We start from the raw sequence: 23,523 nt of genomic DNA on the forward strand, positions 1-23,523 counted from the left end.
ACTGCACTTTGGCACATTCGATGCCGGTGGAGCAGGAGCCACCCACCTCATCCGGAAAGGGCCGTCAGAAGCCTGCAGCAGAGCTAATCGCCACTGAGCCATCACCTGCAGCTGAGCCTGCGGCAGAAAGCGACGTCAACGAATTGGATCCCAAGTTGATGAAGGCGGGTCTGGATGGGTTGCTTCAACTCATTAGCCAGATCAAGATCGAAACGTCGGCGCGATCGAAGACTCAGTACACATAGGCAGATCCACGAAAGATTAGCGCATCGTGATACAAATTGAAGGCATGCTTTAGGAATTAGTGCATTCAATCAGAGGGAGCGAACAATGGCGAAACCCAAAAATGGCGATATCAGATGGGCGGGCTATCCCACTGCGCATGTATACAATTACAAGCGCAATTCTAAGACCAAGAAGCTTGGCCTGAGCAAAGTCAAACATCTTCTTTGGGGGGACTGGGTCAAAGTCACTGACTACTCATACGCAAAAGACCCGGAAGCCGACCTGAAAACAGCAGCAGAGAAAACAGCCACCGGTAAGACTCCGAAAGGAATGGTCCCGGTGCGCGTTCGCGGTATTTCTGGATATATGCACCTGGAAGATTTGCAGGAAAACAAGCTTTGCGAAATCGTGTTTTGTGATGTCGCTCAAGGAGATGGAGCCTTGCTTGTGACACCTGATGACAAGAAATACGTCATTGATGCAGGTGTCAGTGACAACATGTATCGCTACCTGAAATGGCGATTTGCAGGGTTCAAAGGCCAAACAGACTTCGATGGATTCATCATCACCCATCCCGATCAGGATCATTATTTCGGGTTCAACCACCTGGTCAATGACAAGAAGGTCAGCGCCGCAAACATCTGGCACAATGGTCTGGTTGAGCAGTTTGGTATCAGTTCATCCGGCAAACAATCTGCATCAAGTGCAGCCCTATTGGGAAAGACAAAAACCGTTCAAGGTCAGAAGTATCTCATCGATTTGATTGAGACGGACAAGGACATGCGAGACCTGCTGAAGAACAAAAACCGATGGATCAAAAAGAAGACCGGTAATCCAAAGCAATACCCTGATCTTATGAACTCAGCAGCCGCTGCAAAAAGCGGCGGAAAACGGCGTTTCCCAAACATCGAAATGCTGTCCAATCAACATGGAGAAATTCATTCTGAAGGATCGTTTCTTCCGGGATACGGACCCGACAATACCGATAACTGCTCGATACAAATCTTAGGGCCGGTTGTTGAGAAGGTAGGATCTTCAGCGGCCTTGCGCGTGTTCGCTGACAAGCCAAAAGAGAAGACGACCGATCTCAACACTGGTAAGACCAAGAACGGACACTCCGTTCTGCTCAAACTCAATTATGGATCGGTTTCGGTTCTGTTTGGTGGAGATTTGAACAGCTCTGCAGAAATGTTCCTCCTCAGCCACTACACTGGACTGCCCGTCTACGATTCCACACAAGTGCGAACGGACCAGGTTGTTGAAGCGGCAAAACCCATCTTCAGGGTAGACGTCGCCAAAGCTTGCCACCATGGAAGCGCGGATTTCACTGACCATTTCTTGGAAACGATTAATGCATGTGCAACTGTGATCTCGAGCGGCGACAAAGAAAGTCACGCACACCCACGAAGTGATACCTTAGGGGCGCTTGGACATCACGGGCGCGGTTCGCGATCTCTGATATTCAGTACCGAACTTTCCCGCAGCACAGATGAGTTTTCGAAGCGAGAAGACTCTCCATGGTTTCAAGGGTACGAGCTCGATGTAGAAGCGAAAGCTGAGACGGACCCAATCAAAAAGAAAGTACTGCAGGAAGCGGCCAATGAAAAATTTGAGATCGCGAAGAAGCGCAATGTTACGGTCTATGGAGCCATTAACCTGCGAACTGATGGCGAAAAAGTCGTGATTGCCTATATGCTGGAGAAGCCATCCAAAGGTCGACGCTGGGACGTATATACGCTCGAGTCGGCTAATGGCGGAGTGCTTCAATACAAGAACGTGAAGGACGCTGCAAACGACGAGGCCAAGCGGCGAAGTGCAAGTAACTAGAAAACTGTGCATATCCAATTTTCAGGTGCGAAAGAATTGTGCCATCAAGACTCGGAGCTCTGAATCGGGCTGTTTACGATCAGTGGATTGGTCCATGCGCTAAAGCAGTTATCGAGAAACTAAAAATGCTGCGCTTTGCGTGAACGGCGGCTTTCAGGAAATCGAAAATTAGATACTGGACGCCTTCGAAAGGCGGCTCTGGGCCGGACCGACCATGACCTATTCCAGGGATTAGTCCTGTTCTTAATCCTTAGGATTTTATGAATCGTCTTAGCCCGCTGACCGAACGACTTGTGCAGCAGCCTTAAGCTCAGAAATCAATAAATCAACATCGTGGGTAACCGTACGCCAGGACGAGATACTAATCCGCATTGCTGGTGCCTCGTTCCAAACTGTCATACCAAACCAAACTTTCCCTTTGGCAGCAACTAGAGACTGTATTTGAGCCGTCTCTGCACTGCTCCCGAACGAAAACAGAACTTGGTTCAGTACCGGTCGCGTTAACAAATTGAATCCGGCCTCGGCTAATGCATCTGCCACATATTCAGCCAACGCGCAGTGCCGTTCGATCATAGCCGCAACCCCTGTGCGCCCTAGAGATCGTAAAACGGCCCAAAAAGGAATGCCGCGAGCGCTTCGAGAGAATTCGATACCCAGGTTTTTCTGGCTCTCTGCAGACGCAGAAGAATAGTCTGCATCGCTATTCATGGCGTCGGCCAGTGCATGGCGATCACGACATATACCGACAGCGCCATCATACGGTGTATTCAACCATTTGTGTCCATCAGTGGTCCAGCTATTCGCCAATTCCACCCCGTCTGTAAGACGGCGTTTTGTCGGCGCAGCACGCGCCCAAAGACCGAAAGCGCCATCAACATGAACCCAGGCATTGGCAGCTTTCGCCACTTCCATCAAAGGCGGAAATGGATCAAAGTTTCCGGTATTCACTTCGCCTGCCTGAAGGCACAGGATGGTCATTTCATCCAAATGGGGAAGCTTTGATGGATCGATGCGTCCTTTTTCGTCAACCGGTGCCACAACCATGTCTTGTTCACCAAAGCCGAGAACTCGCAGTGCTTTGCGAACTGTCACATGTACCTTTTCGGATATGACAACGCGGATTTCTGGCGCACCAGACAGGCCCCGAATATCTTGGTTCCAGTTCTTTCGCAAAAGCAAAGTCCGACGAGCAGTTGCAAGGCAAACAAGAGTGGATGACGAAGCAGATGTGCCAAAGGTGACGCCGCTCTCGCGAGGAAGATCTAGAATGTCTAGTATCCAGCGCGCCGCTACTTTTTCAATAACATCAGCGGATGGAGAATTGGTATAAGACGAAGCGCATTGATCCCATGCGAGCATCATTCGCTGGGCCGCTGCGGCGACCGGGATAGTAGCTCCAATAACGAAGCCGAAGTAACGCGAGCCATTGGAAGCCACTGTTCCCGGTGATCCTATATCATCCAATAGACTCAAGGTTTCAAAAGTATCGAACCCGTTTTCTGGCACGTCTTCATCAAAACGGGACAAAGCACTGCGCGCCAACTCTTTTGGAAAGACATCCATGTCTGCTATTTCAGCGAGGTAACGGTTGGCGCGACGATCCGCATCCAGGAGGAGGTCAGTATCCGTTGAGCAAAGCTGTGTTTTTTTGCGGTTCATATTGTCCTCCGACAAATTGGTCCTGTAGCTCGGGTGCGCACTGTCGAGACTGAGGAAAGCGTCTTCCAGATGCGCGGTAGTCAGCTCCTTTGGCCTGGATTTCGTAGGTCAACAGATATCTCAAGGATGGTTCACCAATTTTCACCATAGGGTCGCAGTTCTACGTCAAACGACCAAGTAGATCTGTCTTGATGTGCTATATGGAACACCTCTTCAGCGATGGCGTTGGGTTTGCTGAAAAACTCTTCGGGCATATCGGCGTTAAAAGGCACGCGGGTCCACGGCGTGTCGATGGCCGCATCGATCACCACATAGGCGACGTGGATGCCCTTCGGTCCCAGTTCGCGGGCAAGCGCCTGCGCAAAGATCCTTTGTGCGGCTTTTGTTGGAGCAAAAACCCCGTAATTTGGAACACCGCGCAGTGCGGCCGTGTTGCCGGTTACAATGATCGCGCCGCTGCCGCGCTTCACCATGGCTGGAGTCAGTTCGCGGGCTATGTACAAAAGGCTTGTGGTGTTGACCCGGAAATTGCGCTCCAATTCCCCGGGATCCGCCTCCATAAACGGTTTGAAGGTGGCGCGGACGGCGTTGTGGACAATCACATCGGGCGTGCCCATCTCTGCCATCACCTGCTGGCAGACCCGAACAAGCTGGTCGAGATCCTCAAGATCGAATGCAAAGGACCGCGCGCCGGGCAGTTCTTTTTCCAGCTCTGACAAACGCGCGGTGTTCCGGGCCAGCAAGGCAACGCGGTATCCGTCCCGCGCAAACCGGCGGGCGACAGATGAACCGGTTCCGTCGCCGACACCTGTGATCAGACAAACCTTATCTTTCATAACGGCTCTCCTTCTTTGTTGTCTCGCTTGCTCGATGGCTCCCTAAATCAGGGATTTCACATCCGCCGCGAAGGTCGGGAAGGCATAGAGCGAGGTCTTGAGGTCATTGGCGGGAATGCCGTGTCGCATGGCCATGGCAAAAAGATGGATCAACTCGTCGCCATGATGCCCAAGGATATGGGCACCCACGATCCGGTCATTGTTCTGATCGACCAGAACTTTGGACCAAGCTGCGGATTCAGCATAGGTCTTGACCGAGAACCAGCCGGACATGTCCGACACCGTGACCGCCACATCCAGACCGCGCTCGCGGGCCTCGGCCTCGGTCAGGCCAACGGAACTGAGCGCTGGAACCGTATAGACCGCGCTGGGGATCACGCTGTAATCCGGCTTTTTAGTGGGGCCGTTGACGATATTGTGGCCGACGATCTGGCCTTCATAGGTCGCAACAGGGGACAGTTGCGCCGAATGTGCGACGGCATCGCCTGCCACCCAGACCGAGGGGTTCGATGTGGACCGCATCATGTCGTCGATCAGAATGCGCAGCCCGTCATGGTCGACGCCACCAGCCTCCAGGTTCAGGCCGTCGATATTAGCGATACGGCCCGCGCCGTTGACGACCCGCTCGGCGGTCACGCTTTGGTCACGGCCTTCATGCTGGAACCGGACGTCGAGGCCATCGGCCGTCTTTTCGATGGCCGTCACCGACACCCCGGTTTTGACAGCAACGCCAAGGCGTTCGGTTTCGGCTCGCAAGGCGGCAACGGCGTCACTGTCAAGACGCGGCAATAGCTGCTGCAGTGCCTCCAAGATCGTCACCTGCACCCCTGCACGCGCGTAGACATGGCTGAACTCCATTGCGATGACACCACCGCCGATGAACACGACCTCACGCGGCAGGGTAGGGTCGGACAACACCTCGTCCGAGGTGATCATGTGTTCGGCCCCGGGGATAGGCAGCGGTCTTGGCTTCGATCCCGTGGCAATGACGATGTTCCGGCCCTGAATGACTTGACCGTCCACGTCGACGCTGTCCGGTCCAACGAAGCGCGCGGTGCCACGAAAAACATCGCCGCGTTTTTCGGCCAGCTCGTACATCGCGTTCGGAATAAACCCGATCAGGTCCTTTTCCCGCTGGATCAGTTTGGCCCAGTCCAGCCGGGGCTTGCCAAGTTCGATCCCGTGGGTCGCGGCCCGTTCGATCTCGTGCATGGCATGGGCGGCTGCTACCAGCACTTTCTTAGGCGTGCAGCCGCGATTGGGGCAGGTGCCGCCAAAATCAAGGGCCTCGATAAAGGCGATGGATTTCCCGGCTTCATGCGCAATGGCCGACACTCCGAACCCGGCATTGCCGCCACCGATAACGATTACATCATAAAATTCGCGCATGTCCTTGCTCCTATGGTTTGAATTTCAAGTGCCCCCGAAGGATCATTTCCGATCACCCTGCGGGACCGAAACTTTCGGTATGAATATGCTCCGCAGAGATGCCCCTGCGTTCCAGATCGGCCTGTATCTCGGCCATGAAACCGACAGGGCCGCACAAAAAATAATGTGCGCTGGCATCGTCGATCAGCTTTGCCAGAAGTGCCCCATCGACGCGGCCGCGCGAGTCATAATCCACCCCGATCTCATCCTCCGGCGCAGGTTGACTGTACGTCACATGAGTCGTGATCCCCGACCGTCTGGCGGCCAAATCGCGAACTTCACCGGCCAGCGGATGGTGCTGACCATCCCGCGCGCCGTGGATGAACCATACAGGGCGATTGCCGCGCTCACCCGCGACCTTATTCAGAATGCTCAACATTGGCGTTACACCCACACCGGCGCTGACCAGAACCAGCGGACACCGGTCGCAGGTCATAACGAAATCACCGGCAGGGCGGCGGCTGTTGATAATCGCGCCCGGTTCCAGATGATCGTGTAGAAATCGCGACGCGATCCCATTGGGCTCACGCTTGACTGTGATCCGATAGCGATGCTCGTTCGGTGCGTTGCTGAGGGAATAAGTGCGGCGCACCGGTTCGGGGATCCCCGGAACTTCAAGCTCGATCGGCAGGTGTTGTCCGGGTTCGAACCCGACCAGCGGGCCGCCGTCGCGGGCTTCGAAAACAAACGAGGTGACATCGGCGCTTTCGCGGGTTTTTTCGATCAGGCGGATCGAGCGGACCGACTCCGCATCCGAACTCCATCTGAGACTGACTGCCGACCGTGTTTCCACGATCTCGTCGATCTCCAGCGTCACCAGACGCCGCGCGCCAGGGACCTGCGCAATCTCATCGCTGTCCCAGTCGATCGAGGCGGTGCCGGTCAGTTGCAGCAGGCTGCCGCTTTCGAAGTCGACGAACAGGAATCCCGCCTTGGGATCAAGCAGCAGGTTGCCGATGGTGTTGAAGTGATTGTTGCCGGCGTAATCGGGAAACCGCAGCCGCCGGTCGTCCAGAACCTTCACGAAACCGCGGTCACCGCCGCGATGGGATGCATCCATCCCGAAATTCGGGCTGTCGCCCCCTTCGCGGAAGCCGCTGGCGATAAAGAAAGTATCGGCAGTTTCGATCCACCGGGTTTGATCCGACGTCAGACGTTGGCCGCGCGTGGTCGGTCCGGGCCCCGAGCTTTCCACCCGAGTCCACGCACGTTCGCGGATGTATTGCGGGCAATTGCCAAAGGTCTGATCGACGCGAAAGTCAAAGCCGGTCGGCGTGACGCTCCCGGCGCGGCCATTGACCCGATTGCGCCGCCGCGTGGCCAGTTCGATGCCAAGGATGCCGATATCACTTTGCGGATGAACGGCTTCGTGCAGCGCATCACCCCGGACGGGCAGGGCGGTGATGGACAGCGTTTTGGTGTCCGGCGCCGTGACAAACCCGTCTGGCCCCTCGACCAACGTGGCCCAGGGCCGGCCTTGTCCGTCGCGTGCGGCCATCACCAGAAACGGCAGCGCGGTGTAAAAGTCCCGATGTTGTTCCGGCATGTGGTCGCGAACGACTTTGCGCGCCCAGTGTTCGATGTCGCGGACACCCATCCGCGCCTGCGCCATGTGTTCGCCCCGATGGAAGGGCGAAGTGCTGCTGTCGCGGGGGTCGGTGAAAAGCATGGGATCTCTCCTGGGCGGAACACGGGGTGGTAACTCGCGCCCGGCCTCAGCGACCAGGCGCGCGGTAACGTCAGGCGGCGAGGCCGACCTTGGTGCTTTGCATCGGTACAAAACCGGGCAATACCTCGACTTGGGCCAGCAGGGCGCGGATGTTGGGATAGTCGCCCAGCGAAACGTTCCCCTCGGGGGCATGGGCCGTATAGCTGTAGATCGCGACATCAGCGATGGAGGGACTGGTTCCGACCAGCCAGTCGCGCCCGTTCAGATGCGTTTCAAGCCGGTCAAAGGCAGACTTGGCGACAGCCTTGGCGCGGTCGGCATCCAACTGCGCGCCGAAGACGGTGATTAATCGTGCCGTGGCCGGACCGTGGGCGATGTCTCCGGCGGCCAGCGACAGAAACTTTTGAACCTCGGCCTCGCGCACGGGATCGGTCGGCAGCCAGTCGGGCGCGTATTTCCGGGCGAGGTAGACCAGAATGGCGTTGGAATCGGCGATGGCGGTTTCGCCATCTTCGATCACCGGCACCTGTCCGGCCGGGTTCAGGGAGAGAAACGGTTCCTTCTTATGCTCACCGGCCAGCAGATCAACATCGACCAGTTCATGATTGATGCCGCCCAGCTTGGCGAACAGCTCCACCCGGTGCGAGTGTCCGGACAATGGGTGGCGATGAATACGGATAGCGTTTGGCATGGTGGTTTCCTTTTGGGAGGTTCTCTGGAGGTGATGCAGTTCATTGCAGATCACTGGACCAAACATGCCAAAGGCTCATTTCATTTATAATCCAATACTTTGTTCAGTAACTATGAACATAATGGTAATAATGAAGTGGGAACGATAAAGGAGCTTGGCCATGGACACGATTGATACGATGCGCGCCTTTCTGGCCGTTGCCCATGAAGGGTCTTTTACGTCTGCGGGAAAACGCCTTGGTCTGTCGACCCGGTTGGTTAGCAAATATGTCGCGCAGCTTGAGAGCAGGCTTTCGACCCAGTTATTCAACCGAACGACTCGAAGCGTTGCGCTGACGGATGTTGGCCTTGCCTATCTCGAACGATGTCGTCCTATTGTGGAGCAGATAGACGAGTTGGAGGATCTGGTTCAGGAAAAGCAAACTGCGCTGGCAGGGTTGATCCGGATCACCGCACCGACCGGGTTTGGCAGCAACAATTTGGCGCTGGCACTGGTTCCGTTCATGCATGCCCATCCTGAAGTGGACATAGACCTCAAGCTCACGGACAACCGGGTCGCGCTGGTCGAGGAAGGGATTGATCTGGCAATTAGAATTGGTGTGCTTCGGGATTCGACTCTGATTGCGCGCAAACTGTCGGATATGCCGCTGATCGTCTGCGCTTCACCCGAGTATCTGGCGGAACGAGGGCGTCCAGGTGATCCGATGGCCCTTGCCACACATAACTGCCTGATTGACGAAAACCCTGCTGATGCAACCGCGTGGAGGTTTCGAACCGGCAACCGGGATTTCGTAGTCAAGGTGGCGGGGGCGTTTCACGCCAATGCGCCAGCTGCGATTGCCAACATGGCGATTGCCGGGCTGGGGATTGCACGCTGCCCGCATTACGTCGTTGCTCGCAGTTTGGAAAAGGGAGCTCTGGAACATCTTTTTCAGGACTACGAAACAGAGAGCTTCGGTCTCTACGCGCTCTACCCACCCAACCGCCATCTAACCGCACGGGTTCGTACACTGATAGATCATCTGGCAACCCGTTTCAGGTCATATTGAGGAAACGCGCAGTCGCAACGCTTTGAAATAGGAAGTTTTGACCGCGTCAGCTGAAGTTTGTTGCAATATCGTCCGATGAAGTAATCAGTCTTTGTGTTGCTGTAGACGAAAGCTCATTTTTCCCGCCTATCGAATGTGTAATTCCTCATAACTACTGCAATTTGTACGAATGTCCGCAATGCGGAAGCTGCACAGCAGCGTTCGACGGGTTGGCGAAGGTCTGGATTGGGCCGATCCACTGCGCTAACTCAGGCCTGGTTTTCCGCGATGCTGCAATACACCCGATGTCCGCGAAGAGCCCAGAGTGCAAATTGCTGCGGTCGGCCCAAATACGTGCGAAGCGTGCGTCGCTGCCGTTGGTCGTACAATGGACGGCCCATAGCGGATGGAGTGGGTGGCTCCTGCTCCACCGGCGTCGCGATGCGCCATACTGCAGTTGTCTTGGACTGCTAGGAAAGGAGCCACCCAATGACAGTTAAAACAGTTGGACTGGATCTGGCCAAGGACGTGTTCCAGGTTCATGGAATTTCAGCGGCTGGCCGCAAGATATTCAACAAGAAGATCAAGCGCCCGAAGCTGCTTGCGTTTTTCGAGACACTTCCGCGCTGTGTTGTCGGCATGGAAGCTTGCGGTTCGGCCCACTATTGGGGCCGTGAACTCAGCAGGCTGGGCCATGACGTCCACCTGATGCCAGCAGCCTATGTCAAACCCTATGTAAAGCGCGGCAAGACCGATGCCGCTGATGCCGAGGCGATCTGCGAGGCCGTCCGTCGACCAACAATGCGGTTCGTCGAAGTGAAATCCGAAGACCAGCAGGCAATACTGGCGCTGCACCGCACGCGGGACCTCGCAGTCCGACAGCGCACGCAGCTGGCGAATATGATCCGAAGCCTTTTGCGCGAATTCGGCCATGTGCTGCGAAGCGGGATCGAGGCTGTGATTGCCTTCGCCAAACGCCACCTTGAAGGGGAACGGCCCGACATGCCGGATCTTGCAAGCGGCATTCTCGGCACGGTCTGCTACCAGTTTCTTGGCGTTCACCAACGCGTTGAAGGGTATTCAAAGATGATCGAGAAACATGCGCTGTTGGATGCCGGTGCCCGGCGCCTGATACGCATGCCTGGCGTCGGCCCGATTACCGCCTCCGCCATTGTGGCGACCATCGGCGATGCTAAGCAATTTCGGACTGGCCGCGATCTTGCGGCGTGGCTAGGCCTGACGCCACTCAACAAGTCCAGCGGTGGAAAGGAAAGGCTCGGCAAGATCACAAAGAAGGGCGACCGCTACATCCAAAAGCTCCTGATCACCGGCATGACATCCCGTGCCCTGATGGGCAGGAAGCATCCGGAGCGCATAGATATCTGGAGCGCCAGAATCCTCGCCGAGAAACCGTTTCGGTTGGCGACGGTCGCCATGGCCAACAAGAGCGCCCGGATCATCTGGGCGATACTGACGAAACAACAGGAATACCGGCAGCCGACCGCCTGACCAGGCCGACCTGCCCAGAGATGCAAGACGTTTGAAGTGATGATGCGGACTTAAGTCAACCAAAAGCCAGGACACCCCGACCAACGTCGCGGCCCAAACCGAGGTCGTTTAGCCGATAGGAACCTTGCTTGCGGAACTCATCAAGGCCAGCAGCCGACAACAATGGCCGCGTGAACAGGCCGAACACACGACAGTACTGACGGACCGCCGCTATCAACGCAGAAAACACTTGCAATGCAGGCGCCACCCACACACGCCGTTGGCCGCCACTCGAAGTGCTGCAACGCAGAGTTCTTCACAATCATATTTGATCCTATTGCATGTTCTTTCTGCTCACTCAGACGCGACGGGCTGTTAACGGACCATGGATACATCTCTTTTCCGTTGTGCGTCTCGGACCAGCGCCGCAAGCCGATAGAAGCCGTGTGCCATTTTTGTGTAGGGCGTAAGGAGGAAAAACGTAAGGACCGATCCGAGATGGATGGCCAGCAGTGCGGGCATCAGAGGCGTTGAACCGAGGGCATAGAGAACCAGCCCGCTGAGCCCCACAAACCCGAGCAACAGGATGAAGCCGATATCCCCACCCCAGGCCGACGGATCGCCGAGGTCTCGCTCTGACTTTAGCTTGAGCAGCGCCATCGCACCGCACCCCACCGTCAGCAGCAGCCCCCCGGAAATCCCGAACAGTTTCGGCAACGACCAGAACCCGTAAGGCGCGTGCATTCCGAAGACATAGTGCATGATCGTCGCGACCGAGGTCGACGCAAAGCACAGCAGGAAGCCATACATGATGGCGTGGTGGATGTGGCGTCGGCCCTGACTGAAACGGTCTTCGTCCTCGAAGTTACAACCCTCGCCATGGCCTGCGGCCAGATCCTGCATTTTGCCCGCGCGTTTGAGCGCAGCCATCAGATCAGACATCTGGATCGGTTTGCCGCCAACCTCTGCCCAATAGCGCCTCAGGCTGAAGGCGATACTGAACAGAGGCAGCAGGAATGCAGGCGCAAAGATCGCGACCATCGCGTTATGCGACAGGACGGCATAAAACCCTTCGCCTCCGCTGGAACCGATGGCGCGGATCGCCCAGAACAACAGGGCAAATCCGATCACAAGCGCCAGGGCGATGGCCCCGCCATGGGTGTGGAACCGGCGTGCCAGGGGCTGCGGCCATGCCAAGCTTTCCCAACTGTCGCGCCGCACTTCGGCCAGCGCCTTGGGCAGGTTCAGATCGAACGCGTGCGGAGCGGTGTACTGACAGGCGTAGTAACAGCCCCGGCAGTTGTGGCACAGGTTGGCCAATTGCGTGATGTCCCCATCCGAGAACGCGCGTTCCGCATGAAGCGACGGGAAGACCGAGCAATAGCCCTCGCAATAGCGGCAGGCGTTGCAGATCTCGGCCTGGCGGCGGGCTTCCTGAATAAGATCAGTTTGCATAAGCGGCGGCCTCTCGTCCTGCGATGCGTCCAAAAACCGTTCCGATGGTCATGCCAAAGCCCGCCAGATAACCTTGCCCAAGGATGGACCCGGCCATCGTTTCCCCGGCAGCCCAAAGGTTTTTGATCTTACCGCTGGACGTCGAGCATTGGGCCGTCTCGTCAACCTTCAACCCAAGATAGGTAAAGGTCACGCCGGTCCGCAGCGAGTAGCCATAAAACGGCGGTTCGGTAATTGAGCGCGCCCAGTTGGTCTTGGGCGGGATCAGGCCCGAGGTCGCCACCCCGTCCAGTTCGGTCGGATGAAACCCACTGATGTCGCCGCAAGCGGCGTTGAATGCGCTGACGGTTGCTTTCAATTTCTCCGCAGGCAGGTCCATCATCCCGGCCAATTCGTCCAACGTGTCTGCCTTTAGTGGAGGGAACACGGACGGCATGAACAGGTTCAGCGACTTGGCGTCGATGATCACGTACCCCACTTGGTCCGGCTGCGCCGCCACCAAACGGCCCCATATTGCGTAGCGCTTGGGCCAGATGTCTTCGCCCTCGTCATAGAACCGCTCGGCATGTTTGTTCACGACGATGGAAAACGGCACGCAGTCCAGACGCGTAACAATACCGCCGTCGAACTTCGGCGCGCGCCCGTCAATTGCAACGGCGTGGCACTGAGTTGGATCACCGACGCTTTCTACACCTTGGTCCAACAGATCAGACAGGACCACGCCCCTGTTATAGGGCGTCCCCCGGATCAGGAAGTTCTTCGCAGGCTCACCCCAGGCGCGGGTAAGCCAATCGGTGTTTGCCTGAAAGCCGCCGGAGGCAACGATGACCGCTTTGGGTGTGATGCGATGAGACTGGCCTTCATAGGTGTAATCGACCCACTCGATCTGGTCGCTGTTTAGTTCCAGATGCGTCACAGCGGCCTCATACAGCACATCTACACCCAAACCTGCCGCCGTGCGGTAATAGGCATTCACCAGAGATTTGCCGCCCCCCATGAAAAACGCATTGGTCCGTGCCAATGACAATGTTCCGGAAAGCGACGGCTGAAACCGGACCCCGTGCTCTAGCATCCACGGCAGGCATTCCTCGGAGGTTCGGATTGCGAGGCGGGCAAGATGTTCGTCGGTTTTGCCGCCGGTGACTTTCAGCAGATCCGAGAGGTATTCGTCTTCGCTATAGGCCTCGACGAGCGGGCTCAACGGGCCGGAATGCATGCAACGAAAATTGCGCGTATGGCGGGAGTTTCCGCCGCGATAAGGTTTTGGCGCCGTTTCAAGGATCAGAACACGGGCGCCTGCCTCGGCTGCAGTCATCGCAGCGCAGAGAGCCGCATTACCGCCACCGATCACAGCGATATCGTAAGCTTCCTTTGGGGTGGCCATATCCTGTCTACCTACTGGCTTTCGTCGATTGAGCGGTCGCGGTCCTGCAACGCGCGGATGCGCATCCGCTGCGCAGCCTGAATATGCGCGCGCATCTCTGTCTCGGCCGCTGCGCCATCGCGGGCCTTCAAAGCCGCCATGATGCGCCGATGCTCGGCCACTGCGGCCTCGGCGCGGTCGCTATCCAGCAATTGCGAGGGACCCAGGATCAACAGCGCCTTTTGCAAGGACAACATGGATTTTGCCAGAAACCGGTTCTTGGCCGCATCCAGAAGTGTTGCATGAAAGATCTTGTTGATTTGGGCCGCATCGGGGCCAGTACCCGCCTCGGCCAGCCGGTCGTTCAGAACTTCAAGCTCGTCCAGTTCGACATCAGACGCCGCGCGGGCTGCCAGACGGGCCGCTGTCCCTTCAAGCACCGCGCGCATCTCATAGAGTTCCATGACCTCGGCGTAATCCAGACTGCGCACGGTGGCACCTTGCCGTGGCACATGCGTGACCAGCCCGTCGGCTTCCAACTGCCTTATCGCCTCGCGTACCGGGGTACGGCTGACGCCCAACCGCTCAGACAACTCAATCTCACGCAGCCGGTCGCCGGGCAGAAGAGTGCCCTCGCGAATCTCGTCCAGCAGGCGCTGATACGCAGAATTGCCTTGTGGGCCAGGCTGTAACGGGTCGTCCTGAAGGGTCATCGCAGGCTCTCTTGTCATCTTGCGTCCAGTTGTATACACATGGATACATTATAAGTCAACGAAGCTGGAACGCTTACCTTGCACAGCCAAACCGATACCCCCTCTCTTCTGACGAAACGGGCCGTCACGCTCGGCCTGGCGGTGTTGGGCACTGGGGTATTTTGGGCGCTAAACCTGCCGCTACCCTTTCTGTTCGGGCCAATGAGCGCATGTTTGATTGCAGCTCTTGCGCACGCACCGATGGAAGGCTTTGGACAGGTCTCGGTTGCCGCCCGCACTATACTGGGCGTGGCGGTAGGGGCATCGATTACGCCGGCTCTGTTTGCTGAATTGCCGAAAATGGCCGCGTCAATTGCGCTGATCCCGTTCTTCATCCTGCTGATCGCGCTGGTAGGTGTGCCATTCTTTCGTAAATTCTGGGGCTTTGACTCCACAACGGCTTTCTACGCAGCCATGCCGGGCGGTTTGCAAGACATGATCATCTTTGGCACTGAGGCGGGGGCCAATCCGCGTACCTTGTCCTTGATCCACGGTACGCGCGTGCTGATCATCGTGACGTTGGCCCCCTTGTTCCTCACCGTGTTCTATGATGCCCAACTCACCAATCCGATTGGCGAGCCCGCGCACAACCTGCCAATGCAAGAATTGGCGCTGATGGTTCTGGCCGCCTTTGTCGGCTGGAAAGGCGGGGAGCGGATCGGCCTGTTCGGGGCGTCAATCCTGGGGCCAATGATCCTTACGGCAGCCTTGTCACTGGGCGACTTCATTCATACCCGACCGCCTCGCGAGGCCATCCTTGCAGCGCAGTTTTTCATTGGCTGCGGAATTGGTGTGAAATTCGTAGGTGTCACATGGGTCGAACTACGCCGGGTAGTGGCAGCGGGCTTCGCCTATGTCATTGTCCTTGCCGTCCTGGCAGCCGCTTTCACCGCCGTTGTCACCACCTTGGGACTGGGCCAACCTGTCGAGGCGTTTCTGGCCTTCGCGCCCGGTGGGCAGGCAGAGATGACGGTGCTGGCCATCGTCTCGGGCGCGGATTTGGGCTTTGTGATCACCCACCATCTGACAAGGATCGTGTTGGTGATCATTGGTGCGCCCATCGCCGCAAATCTTATTCTGCGTTGGTCCAAACCTCGGGGTTGATCATGTGGATCGGAGCGCCTTCGGCATAGGCGTTCACCTGATCGAAAATATCCGCGAATTGCAGGTCGAACTCGTCTTCAGTGACAAAGCCGATATGTGGGGTCGCGATCAGGTTGGGATGTGACAAAAGCGGGTCGGTCGGATCAATCAGTGGCTCGGAATCGAACACATCAATCGCCGCTTTGCCGGGGCGACCGACGTTCAGCGCCTCAAGCAAAGCACCAGGCGCGATCAGCCCGGCTCGCGAGGTGTTCACAAACAGCGCCTCCGGCTGCATCTGTGCGAAATCCGATGCGGTGATGATCCCGCGCGTATCCGGTTTCAAGCGCACATGGACCGAGACAACATCGCTGCTGCCAAAGAACGCTTCACGGCTGGGCGCGACCTGCGCGCCATCCGCCTGCGCACGTGCCCGGCCTTCTACGGATGACCACCAGACCACATTCATCCCAAAGGCCTCGGCATAACTTGCAATGGCGCGAGCAATGCGGCCATAGCCATAGAGCCCCAACTGACGCCCCCGCAGCGTCTTGCCCACGCCCGCCTGCCAGTGCCCTGCTTTGACCGAGGCCATTTGTGCGGGCAAATCCCGCATCCCGGCCATGATTAACGCCCAAGTAAGTTCGGCTGCAGCATAAGACGGCGTCCCGCCATGCATGTTTGAGCACAGCAGCACGTCGTGATCTGTGCAGGCCTCAACATCGACATGAGGATAAACGCTGCGCTGGCTGATCAGTTTCAGGTTTGGTAATTTCTCCAGCAAGACGCGGGTGACTTTGGTACGTTCGCGGAACAGGACAAGCACCTCTGCGTCATGCAGTCGTTCGGCCAGAGTGTCAGTGTCTTCGACATGATCCGTCCATAACGTCACCTCATGACCGGTGAGTTTCTCAAAGCAAGGCAGGCCACGCAGCGTGTCAAACCAGTCATCAAGAATGTGGACCTTCATCGGCTTTCTATACCCTGCTCGGTGTTCAGTTTTCTTGGCGTCGGCACAAAATGACATGTGTCGAGAGCGGCAAGTGCATTGCGGACCCGTTCGCTTTGATCCAGCAGATGGTTGAACTGCTCATCGCAGCCAGCAATCGGTGTCGGGTAGTCCGCGATGTCCCGCCGTAGGGCCGACTGCGCCAACCTGAGTTCCTGACGCGCGATATCGAGGCATTCCGAGTAGTTGTCCATCGTGTCCTCCCGCTATGTATACAATAGTATACCATTTGGGTTGCACTTGATCAACTCCCGTTCCAAACAGACTTAGGCACATAAACATGCCCGTCCGCCAACTTGCGCGCGGTCCGCACCAAACCCGCCGCGTTCACTGTGAACCCGTCGGTGGTGGAAAAATCCACCAACACGTCGATATTGCCCGAGGCGTGTTCCAGAACGACTTCAGCCGGGCTGTTCGTGGGGCGATCCAGCAAACCGTCGGCGACGGTTCCGGGCGTCAAAGCGCAAGACGCCATGCATTGCGCGCCGGTGACCGCCATGGTCGGGTGGGTTTTCCACGGCATGAAATACCGCACTGCGAGCGTTCCGCCCTCTCTGGCCGGAGCAACAAGGCCGAACTTAGGGGTGACCGATTTGGACACATCCCCCATACCCATCCGCTGCCCTGCTTCGATCCTAACGGCCTCCATCCGGTCAAAGAACGCGCGGTTTGCGTCCAGCTCCTTGGCGCTCTCATAGCCCGTCAATCCGAAGTCTGTGGCGCGGGCGATAGCCATCGGCATAGCGACATCCATGCAGGTCAGTTCGACGCCCTGAACTGCATCGCGCAGGTTGCCCGTAGGCAGGAACGCTCCGGTGGCCGAGCCCACCACGCCCATGAAACTCAACTGCACCGGCGCTGAATGACCGGGAACGCCGGCGATCTCCGCATCACCCTCATAGGTCAATTCGCCCCCGGGTGTATTCACCTTGGCTACGACCCGAGCCCCAGTGTTGACGGCCCGAATGCGAACTTCAGTTTCATCACCCTGCGGTTTGAACAGGCCCATCTCGATGGCAGCAGGGGCAACGCCAGACAGGATATTGCCGCAAGTGGGTTTGAAATCGACCAGCTTGTCCTCGACCGAGACCTGCGCAAAGAAATAGTCGATATCGGCCCAGTCATCCTCGCTGACCGACAGCATCGCGACCTTTGTGGTCACCGCCGCGCCGCCGCCGATGCCGTCGATGTTCAGCGACTGCCCGGACCCAAGAGCGGCGATCAGCACCTCTGCCAGCGCGTCCAGATCCTCGGGCAAATCCGAGCGGCGGAAATACGGGCCTTTCGACGTGCCGCCGCGCATCAAGATATAAGGGATTGCGGTTTGAGTCATTTTGAACCCCTCACTTCAACGGCCAGGGCAGGCTGACCATGTCCTGCAACAGACCCGGCGGGAAATCGCGGTTCAGAGCGCCCGCCATCAGGCACATGAACCCGATGCCGCAGGCGGTCAGGATCAGAGTCATCTGCCAGCTGGACCCGGCGCGGATACGGAGAAAGGCGATCAGGAACCCTATCAGGGCGAGGATGAAGCCCACCACCCACGTGGCCGCGATCAAACTGGCGAACCACGCCAGAGTGGACCACAAACCATGTGGTGCGCTGGCGTCTTCACCGGCGATTTCCTTGTCGGCAAAGATCACGTCGCCTTCGGGACGTCGCATCATCTGGATCAGAAGGATCACGCAACAGAATAGCGAGACGCTGCCGATCACCAGCGGGATGATCTTGTCGGTCATATTGTAGTCGGGGATCATGTTGGCGTTGACCAAAGCGACAATCAGATAGGCCATGATCACCAGCAGGAAGATCAGAGGCGCGCGCTTTGTACCTGCCTGAACATCACCCTCGGCCATGATCATCTTGGCCTGTCGGATGCCCAGAATGACCGAAACAACCGTGACTACGATCAGGACGATGACGATGGGGCTGAAGACATATTCCATCCCCTCGCCAAAGCTCTTGCGGAACCGGAACGAGGCAATTTGGAAGGCCTGATTGGTGAATTTCTCGACCGGGTTCGACAGAACAAAACCGATCAGAAAGGCCGGGCGCGACCAGTCGAAACGGCGCAGGAAGATGCCGATCAGTCCGATGACGAACAGGGCCAGCAGATCTTCGAAGTTTTGCCCGGACTGGAAGGCCGCAAAGCTGATCAACATGAACAGGAATGGAGCCAGATAGGTAAAGCGGATCGTGGTCAACTTGGCGATGCCGCCCGAGGCTGCAATGCACAGAATGGTGCCCACCACGTTGGCCAGCGCCAGCAGCCAGACGATCGAATAGGTGATGTCGAGATTGTCCTGGAGCATGCTCGGACCGACTTCGATATCCCCCGACCCCAGCAGAGCGACTGCACCGATGAAGATCGCCATCGATCCTGAGCCGGGGATGCCGAACAGAAGCGTCGGCACCAGACCACCGCCTTCCTTGGCGTTGTTCGAGCTTTCCGGGCCGATGACACCGCGCACTTCGCCTTTACCGAAATTACTTTTGTCCTTGGTCGTTTGAACTGAGTGACCATAGGCAATCCAGTCGACAACCGAGCCGCCGAGGCCGGGGATAACCCCGACAATCACGCCGATGATCGAACATCGGACCGACAGCCAGATGTTTGCAAACCAATCCTTTACGCCATCCAGCCATCCAGCGCCTAACGAAGCGCCTTTGGCGATCGACCGATCCTGCCGCAGCAGCGAGACAATCTCGGGCACGGCAAAAATGCCCAGACCGACGATGACCAGCTTCAGACCGTCCGTCAGATAGGGAATGTCATAGGTCGCCATTCGAAGCGATCCGCCGGCATCAGCCTCACCAATTGTGCCGACCATCAGGCCCAAACCGGCCGCGGCGACGCCTTTCAGCGGGATACGCCCCGCCAAAATTGCGACCATAGACAGGCCGAGGATTGTGATCATCAGCATCTCGGGCAAACCAAAGGCCAGAACGATGGGCCGCGCGATCAGGATGAACATGGTCAGGAAGGTCGCACCGACCAACCCACCGAACAGCGATGAGGAAAAGGCCGCCGACAAGGCCCGTGCCGCTTCGCCCTTTTTCGCCATGGGGAAGCCATCCAGCACCGTCGCTTGCGAGGCGGAACTGCCGGGAATGCCCATCAGGACGGACGCGAACGTGTCCGAAGTCGGTACCACCGCGACCATTCCGATCATCAAAGCCAGACCAAGGATCGGGTCCATACCGAACATGAAAGGCAGCAGCAGCGACAGGCCGGCGATGCCTCCAAGCCCCGGGAAAACGCCCACGGCCAGCCCCATAACGACGCCGAGCACAAGATAGCCCAGAACGATGGGTTGCAGGATCAGAGCCCACGCATCACCAAGCGCAGGTAGAGCTGTGGCGAAAACCTCCATAGCGGCCGCCTTTCATAAATTGTCTTGTATTTAGAAAAGCGCGCGCCCTTCGTTGGGCGCGCGACGACGTGTCGGCTTAGTTCAGCTCGACGCCATAGGCTTCTTTCAGCCAGTTCAGGACATATTGCTTGGCATTTTCATCCACTTTGGTCGCTGTTTGCAACGCAGCTTTCGAGCCGTCGCCGACGAACACCGGATACTTGCCCACGCGTTTGGACGAAATGTCCGCAAAGTCACCACGCTCGGTTACGGCTTGGAACGCTGCGGTATATGCGTCGACCACCTCCTGTGGTGTGTCTCCGGGCAGGAAGGCCAGTTTCTGAACCGGGAAGCCCGCCACGAAGAAGGCTTTCCAAGCATCCCAAGCCTCACCACTGGTTTCGCACCCATCCGTGGCCTCGCAGACCTCTTTAAACGTCGGAATGTCCGGGAAGGTCGGATCGCGCACGATGTTGCCATCGGCGTCCAACGCGCCCCACGTCATCATCGGCACAGCCTGACCTGCCTCGACCAGCGGGGCCGACCCACCCAGATAGCCGGACGAGGTCTGATAATCGATGTTAGCTTCGCCACGTTCGAACATCAGACGACCGTCTCCACGGCCTTTGATTCCAAAGACGGGCTCAACGTTCATGCCCAGCATCTGCCAGGCCAGCAGCGGGACCAGATCCAACCGGGTCGCGCCCTGTGAACCGTAGATGAAATTGGTGTCTTTCAGCGCATTGGCAGAGCCGTCAAACTTGGCTCCGTCCTCGGCGTTCAGATAAGCAACGCCACCGGTGCCCGACGCCATGACCGGGATCCAGTCGTTGTATTCATAGCGTACGCGCGGGTCGCTCAGCAGATACGGGAACTGTGTTGAACCCGACGTGCCAAACAGCAGCGTGCCGTCATCATGATTCTGCTCCTGAAACCAGTTCGCACCTTTGGTTGAACCTGCGCCCGGCATGAATTTGACCACCACAGTCGGTTGGCCCGGCAGTGCCTCGGACAGAAGCGGCGCAAAGAAGTTGGCCCATTTGGCCGACCCGCCCGTTTCCGAGAAAGGAATGACCCATTCGATGGTCTTGCCCGAGAAATCGACCTCTGCAGCGGCAGGTGCGGCGAGTCCGGCGGCGGCGATCAGCCCCACGACGGCGCGACGGGTGAAGTTGGAAATGGCCATTGGTTCCTCCCTGTTGACCAGACAACCACGTCAGCGCCCTCCGCACCACCGTGATTGCAAATAGAACTGTGGGGTTGATTCCCCCTCCCATCTGGCAATCATGGAGCGCCAACCTTGCGCGAAACTTGCAGGAGCCCGAATGCGGATTGTCATCGTCGAGGATAATGAAACCCTCGCCAACGCCATTGCTTATCGTCTGCGGGATCGGGGTCATGCCGCCGACGTACTGACAGATGGCGATGCCGCCGATCTGTATCTGGAACAGGAAGGTGCAGACCTGATCGTTCTGGACATCAACCTGCCGGGTCGGTCAGGTCTTGAGATCTTGCGGTCGCTGCGCCATCGGGGCGACAGTGCGCCTGTCATCCTGCTGACCGCGCGCACCGAGACCAGCGATCGCGTATCGGGCCTGGATATGGGCGCAGACGATTACCTTGTGAAGCCCTTCGAGATGGATGAGCTTGAGGCCCGCATCCGCGCGCTTTCCCGTCGCAAACAATTGGATTATGGCGCGCGCGAGACCATCGGAGATCTTGAGTTCGACCGCACCGCCCGGCAGGTGAGCGCAAAGGGCCAAGTTCTCGATGTGCCGCGTCGGGAAATGGCTGTGCTTGAATGCCTGCTGGAACGGCGCGGCAGGATCGTCCCCAAAAGTCAGTTGACCGACTACGTCTACGGCGTGGGAGCCGATGTCGACGATTCAGCCGTCGAGCCGCATGTGTCACGACTGCGCAAGCGCCTTCAGAACCTTGGCATCCGGATCAAGACCGCCCGTGGCCTTGGATATCTGCTTGAGGTGCAGAAGTGATCCGGCACGGCTCACTCAGGCTCAGGCTTTTCATTCTGATCCTGACGCCCTTGGTGCTGCTCGCAATCCTGCTTGGATACTGGCGCTACACGGTGGCTCAGCAAACGGCGCAGGAGCTTTTTGATGACAGCCTGCTATCCGCCGGTCTGGCTATATCGCGCGATGTTGCGGTGTCAGAAGGCGATGCCTTGTCGCCCACCACGCGCAGCTTGATCCGCGACGCGTCGGGCGGAGAGATTTTTTATCACGTGACCGGACCCGGCGGCATCTACGTCACAGGGTATGCACATCCTCCGGCCGCTGCAAAACCGTCTGAACAGGACGCGTACCAGCCGCGGTTTTTCGAGGCGATCTATCGGGATGAGCCGGTGCGTGTGCTGAAAATGACCGAGCGGGTCACGCTGGATAACCTGGTGGGCGATGCGACAGTTACGGCCTGGCAACGCGTCGCGGACCGCAACGCCTTTGCCAATGAGTTGTCGATACGTGCGGCGATTCTGATGGGTATCCTGTTGGCCACCCTTGCGTTTGTTGTCTGGTTCGGCGTCGCGCGAGGGCTGCGGCCCTTGCTGGATTTGCAGGATGCGATCGACCTACGCTCACCTGACGACCTGAGCAAAATCAAACGCCCGGTCCCGGTCGAGGTTCATGGAATTGTTCAGACCCTGAATCGGCTGTTTGGGCAGGTCGAGCGTAGTATTAACGCCCATCAGGTTTTTATCTCAGAAGCCGCGCATCAATTGCGAAATCCAGCGGCTGCGGTCCAGTCCATGGCTGAGGCATTGCGCGATGCAAAAACAGATGAGGACAAAGACAAACGGATAATCGAGCTGGTGGCAGCGGCTAAGAATTCGGCTACAGTGGCGGAACAGCTATTGTCACTGGAACGACTGCGGCAACCTACGCATCAGGATCAGATGGACAAGATCGATTTCCGTGCGGTTGTCGAAGAAGCCTGCGCTGACATGGGTGTACAGATCCTCGCAAAAGGGATCGAGTTTGATGTTACGATGCCGGACTCGACAATTACGGTTTCAGGAGATCAGGTTTTTTTAACTGAGGCCATCAAAAACCTGCTGGACAACGCAGTTAAGCACGGTGGGACTAAGTTGAGCCAAATTTCAGTCGCGCTGCGCTCTGATGGCGAGAACGTAAAGCTTACCGTATCCGATGACGGAACCGGCCTTTCACCCGAACAAAGCGAAGCCGTTTTCAGTCGATTTTCGCAGCTGGAATATTCCGAAGGTAGCGGTTTAGGGTTGTCGATTGTCTCAGCTGTAGCGAAGCGCCACGGAGGAGTGGCCGCGATCAACCAAGTCGAAAAAGGAGCAAGCGTTACGCTTCAGCTTCCCATAGCCCTGTAGTTTGTTTCAATTTCTGCTCGGAACCCGAAACCTGTCACAATCAAAGAGAGTTTTTTCGATTACAGCGAATGACCGGTTTCCACCCCAGGTGCCGGGCACGGCGGTCTTGATACGTCTTCACCGGACTTTGAAGCCTTTTGCAGCGAAATGGCGCTTGGTCCGCGATGTGTGAGTCCGACGAAGCCTGGAATTTTCGCTTGCAGCGAACGGCGGCTATGTGGGCTGGGACCGCAGCATGTTGATCGGTCGGTGAATGGCAGGTTTGGGCCGTGGAATACAAGGCAGGAGCTTATGCTGCGC

General features: G+C 57.4%; 20 protein-coding genes. 7 read left to right on the forward strand and 13 right to left on the reverse strand.

Features of this window, described 5'->3' with window-relative positions; genetic code table 11:
• Window positions 1-245 (forward strand): hypothetical protein (locus GOX66_RS22490; protein ID WP_214652749.1); only part of this gene is annotated, 245 nt, incomplete at its 5' end.
• Window positions 246-330: 85 nt separating this feature from the next.
• The gene (locus tag GOX66_RS22495; protein ID WP_170765677.1) at window positions 331-2,052 is read left to right on the forward strand and encodes a ComEC/Rec2 family competence protein; all 1,722 of its coding nucleotides are present in this window, start codon (window positions 331-333) and stop codon (window positions 2,050-2,052) included.
• Window positions 2,053-2,322: 270 nt separating this feature from the next.
• Here the strand turns inward: GOX66_RS22495 and GOX66_RS22500 are convergent, their stop codons facing one another.
• The 5 genes from GOX66_RS22500 to GOX66_RS22520 all read right to left on the reverse strand — a co-directional run bounded on the left by GOX66_RS22500 (window position 2,323) and on the right by GOX66_RS22520 (window position 8,335).
• On the reverse strand, window positions 2,323-3,711 hold the full coding sequence (locus tag GOX66_RS22500) for a pyridoxal phosphate-dependent decarboxylase family protein (protein ID WP_170765679.1): 1,389 nt from the start codon (window positions 3,709-3,711) through the stop codon (window positions 2,323-2,325).
• A 131-nt stretch (window positions 3,712-3,842) separates the two neighbouring features.
• On the reverse strand, window positions 3,843-4,547 hold the full coding sequence (locus GOX66_RS22505; RefSeq protein ID WP_170765681.1) for an SDR family NAD(P)-dependent oxidoreductase: 705 nt from the start codon (window positions 4,545-4,547) through the stop codon (window positions 3,843-3,845).
• Between the two features lie 42 nt (window positions 4,548-4,589).
• A complete protein-coding gene (locus GOX66_RS22510) occupies window positions 4,590-5,936 on the reverse strand; it encodes a dihydrolipoyl dehydrogenase family protein (protein ID WP_170765683.1) in 1,347 nt (448 codons plus the stop codon).
• A gap of 52 nt (window positions 5,937-5,988) precedes the next feature.
• A complete protein-coding gene (locus GOX66_RS22515) occupies window positions 5,989-7,644 on the reverse strand; it encodes an FAD-binding oxidoreductase (RefSeq protein WP_170765685.1) in 1,656 nt (551 codons plus the stop codon).
• Window positions 7,645-7,714: 70 nt separating this feature from the next.
• On the reverse strand, window positions 7,715-8,335 hold the full coding sequence (locus tag GOX66_RS22520) for a glutathione S-transferase family protein (protein ID WP_170765687.1): 621 nt from the start codon (window positions 8,333-8,335) through the stop codon (window positions 7,715-7,717).
• A 160-nt stretch (window positions 8,336-8,495) separates the two neighbouring features.
• Here GOX66_RS22520 and GOX66_RS22525 point away from each other — a divergent pair, with 160 nt between their 5' ends.
• Complete coding sequence (locus tag GOX66_RS22525; protein ID WP_170765690.1) at window positions 8,496-9,383, forward strand: LysR family transcriptional regulator; 888 nt, start codon at window positions 8,496-8,498, stop codon at window positions 9,381-9,383.
• 468 nt (window positions 9,384-9,851) lie between these two features.
• Window positions 9,852-10,871, forward strand: a complete 1,020-nt coding sequence (locus tag GOX66_RS22530) for an IS110 family RNA-guided transposase (protein ID WP_170765692.1) — start codon at window positions 9,852-9,854, stop codon at window positions 10,869-10,871.
• 354 nt (window positions 10,872-11,225) lie between these two features.
• Here GOX66_RS22530 and tcuB read toward each other — a convergent pair whose 3' ends face one another.
• Genes tcuB through GOX66_RS22545 form a run of 3 tightly spaced genes read right to left on the reverse strand, consistent with a single transcriptional unit; the run spans window position 11,226 to window position 14,381 of the window.
• The gene (tcuB, locus tag GOX66_RS22535) at window positions 11,226-12,305 is read right to left on the reverse strand and encodes a tricarballylate utilization 4Fe-4S protein TcuB (protein WP_170765694.1); all 1,080 of its coding nucleotides are present in this window, start codon (window positions 12,303-12,305) and stop codon (window positions 11,226-11,228) included.
• Window positions 12,295-13,689 carry an FAD-dependent tricarballylate dehydrogenase TcuA gene (gene tcuA / locus GOX66_RS22540; RefSeq protein ID WP_170765696.1) on the reverse strand — a complete coding sequence of 465 codons (1,395 nt, stop codon included), beginning with the start codon at window positions 13,687-13,689 and terminating at the stop codon, window positions 12,295-12,297. The genes tcuB and tcuA overlap by 11 nt, the downstream gene beginning before the upstream one ends.
• Before the next feature lie 11 nt (window positions 13,690-13,700).
• Window positions 13,701-14,381 (reverse strand): FCD domain-containing protein, encoded by a 681-nt coding sequence (locus tag GOX66_RS22545; protein ID WP_170765723.1) that lies wholly within the window; start codon window positions 14,379-14,381, stop codon window positions 13,701-13,703.
• Between the two features lie 78 nt (window positions 14,382-14,459).
• Here GOX66_RS22545 and GOX66_RS22550 point away from each other — a divergent pair, with 78 nt between their 5' ends.
• The gene (locus GOX66_RS22550) at window positions 14,460-15,524 is read left to right on the forward strand and encodes an AbrB family transcriptional regulator (RefSeq protein WP_170765698.1); all 1,065 of its coding nucleotides are present in this window, start codon (window positions 14,460-14,462) and stop codon (window positions 15,522-15,524) included.
• On the opposite strand, the gene GOX66_RS22555 is transcribed toward GOX66_RS22550, so the two are convergent.
• The 5 genes from GOX66_RS22555 to GOX66_RS22575 all read right to left on the reverse strand — a co-directional run bounded on the left by GOX66_RS22555 (window position 15,493) and on the right by GOX66_RS22575 (window position 21,051).
• Window positions 15,493-16,473: a D-2-hydroxyacid dehydrogenase family protein gene (locus tag GOX66_RS22555; protein WP_170765700.1), complete on the reverse strand. Its 981-nt coding sequence runs from the start codon at window positions 16,471-16,473 to the stop codon at window positions 15,493-15,495. The two genes, GOX66_RS22550 and GOX66_RS22555, sit on opposite strands and share 32 nt — an antisense overlap.
• Window positions 16,470-16,706, reverse strand: coding sequence for a hypothetical protein (locus tag GOX66_RS22560; protein ID WP_170765675.1), 237 nt, complete (start codon window positions 16,704-16,706; stop codon window positions 16,470-16,472). Before GOX66_RS22560 ends, GOX66_RS22555 begins: the two co-directional genes overlap by 4 nt.
• Before the next feature lie 50 nt (window positions 16,707-16,756).
• Window positions 16,757-17,845: a 4-oxalomesaconate tautomerase gene (locus GOX66_RS22565; protein WP_170765701.1), complete on the reverse strand. Its 1,089-nt coding sequence runs from the start codon at window positions 17,843-17,845 to the stop codon at window positions 16,757-16,759.
• Between the two features lie 10 nt (window positions 17,846-17,855).
• Entirely contained in the window at window positions 17,856-19,886 is a 2,031-nt protein-coding gene (locus tag GOX66_RS22570; protein ID WP_170765703.1) for a tripartite tricarboxylate transporter permease, read from the reverse strand.
• Window positions 19,887-19,962: 76 nt separating this feature from the next.
• Complete coding sequence (locus tag GOX66_RS22575; protein ID WP_170765705.1) at window positions 19,963-21,051, reverse strand: type 2 periplasmic-binding domain-containing protein; 1,089 nt, start codon at window positions 21,049-21,051, stop codon at window positions 19,963-19,965.
• Window positions 21,052-21,190: 139 nt separating this feature from the next.
• On the opposite strand from GOX66_RS22575, the gene GOX66_RS22580 reads away from it, so the two are divergent.
• Together GOX66_RS22580 and GOX66_RS22585 are read left to right on the forward strand one after the other, a co-directional pair.
• A complete protein-coding gene (locus tag GOX66_RS22580) occupies window positions 21,191-21,859 on the forward strand; it encodes a response regulator transcription factor (RefSeq protein ID WP_170765707.1) in 669 nt (222 codons plus the stop codon).
• Window positions 21,856-23,223, forward strand: a complete 1,368-nt coding sequence (locus tag GOX66_RS22585) for a sensor histidine kinase (RefSeq protein WP_336509524.1) — start codon at window positions 21,856-21,858, stop codon at window positions 23,221-23,223. The genes GOX66_RS22580 and GOX66_RS22585 overlap by 4 nt, the downstream gene beginning before the upstream one ends.
• Window positions 23,224-23,523 lie beyond the last annotated feature (300 nt).

Source organism: Ruegeria lacuscaerulensis, from assembly GCF_013031245.1.
GTDB lineage: Bacteria > Pseudomonadota > Alphaproteobacteria > Rhodobacterales > Rhodobacteraceae > Ruegeria > Ruegeria lacuscaerulensis_C.

What these genes read in the sequence shown, in the direction of transcription:
- GOX66_RS22495 (WP_170765677.1), top strand. Translation starts at nt 331, where the DNA reads ATGGCGAAACCCAAAAATGGCGATATCAGATGGGCGGGCTATCCCACT.
- GOX66_RS22500 (WP_170765679.1), bottom strand. Translation starts at nt 3,711, where the DNA reads ATGAACCGCAAAAAAACACAGCTTTGCTCAACGGATACTGACCTCCTC.
- GOX66_RS22505 (WP_170765681.1), bottom strand. Translation starts at nt 4,547, where the DNA reads ATGAAAGATAAGGTTTGTCTGATCACAGGTGTCGGCGACGGAACCGGT.
- GOX66_RS22510 (WP_170765683.1), bottom strand. Translation starts at nt 5,936, where the DNA reads ATGCGCGAATTTTATGATGTAATCGTTATCGGTGGCGGCAATGCCGGG.
- GOX66_RS22515 (WP_170765685.1), bottom strand. Translation starts at nt 7,644, where the DNA reads ATGCTTTTCACCGACCCCCGCGACAGCAGCACTTCGCCCTTCCATCGG.
- GOX66_RS22520 (WP_170765687.1), bottom strand. Translation starts at nt 8,335, where the DNA reads ATGCCAAACGCTATCCGTATTCATCGCCACCCATTGTCCGGACACTCG.
- GOX66_RS22525 (WP_170765690.1), top strand. Translation starts at nt 8,496, where the DNA reads ATGGACACGATTGATACGATGCGCGCCTTTCTGGCCGTTGCCCATGAA.
- GOX66_RS22530 (WP_170765692.1), top strand. Translation starts at nt 9,852, where the DNA reads ATGACAGTTAAAACAGTTGGACTGGATCTGGCCAAGGACGTGTTCCAG.
- tcuB (WP_170765694.1), bottom strand. Translation starts at nt 12,305, where the DNA reads ATGCAAACTGATCTTATTCAGGAAGCCCGCCGCCAGGCCGAGATCTGC.
- tcuA (WP_170765696.1), bottom strand. Translation starts at nt 13,689, where the DNA reads ATGGCCACCCCAAAGGAAGCTTACGATATCGCTGTGATCGGTGGCGGT.
- GOX66_RS22545 (WP_170765723.1), bottom strand. Translation starts at nt 14,381, where the DNA reads ATGACCCTTCAGGACGACCCGTTACAGCCTGGCCCACAAGGCAATTCT.
- GOX66_RS22555 (WP_170765700.1), bottom strand. Translation starts at nt 16,473, where the DNA reads ATGAAGGTCCACATTCTTGATGACTGGTTTGACACGCTGCGTGGCCTG.
- GOX66_RS22560 (WP_170765675.1), bottom strand. Translation starts at nt 16,706, where the DNA reads ATGGACAACTACTCGGAATGCCTCGATATCGCGCGTCAGGAACTCAGG.
- GOX66_RS22565 (WP_170765701.1), bottom strand. Translation starts at nt 17,845, where the DNA reads ATGACTCAAACCGCAATCCCTTATATCTTGATGCGCGGCGGCACGTCG.
- GOX66_RS22570 (WP_170765703.1), bottom strand. Translation starts at nt 19,886, where the DNA reads ATGGAGGTTTTCGCCACAGCTCTACCTGCGCTTGGTGATGCGTGGGCT.
- GOX66_RS22575 (WP_170765705.1), bottom strand. Translation starts at nt 21,051, where the DNA reads ATGGCCATTTCCAACTTCACCCGTCGCGCCGTCGTGGGGCTGATCGCC.
- GOX66_RS22580 (WP_170765707.1), top strand. Translation starts at nt 21,191, where the DNA reads ATGCGGATTGTCATCGTCGAGGATAATGAAACCCTCGCCAACGCCATT.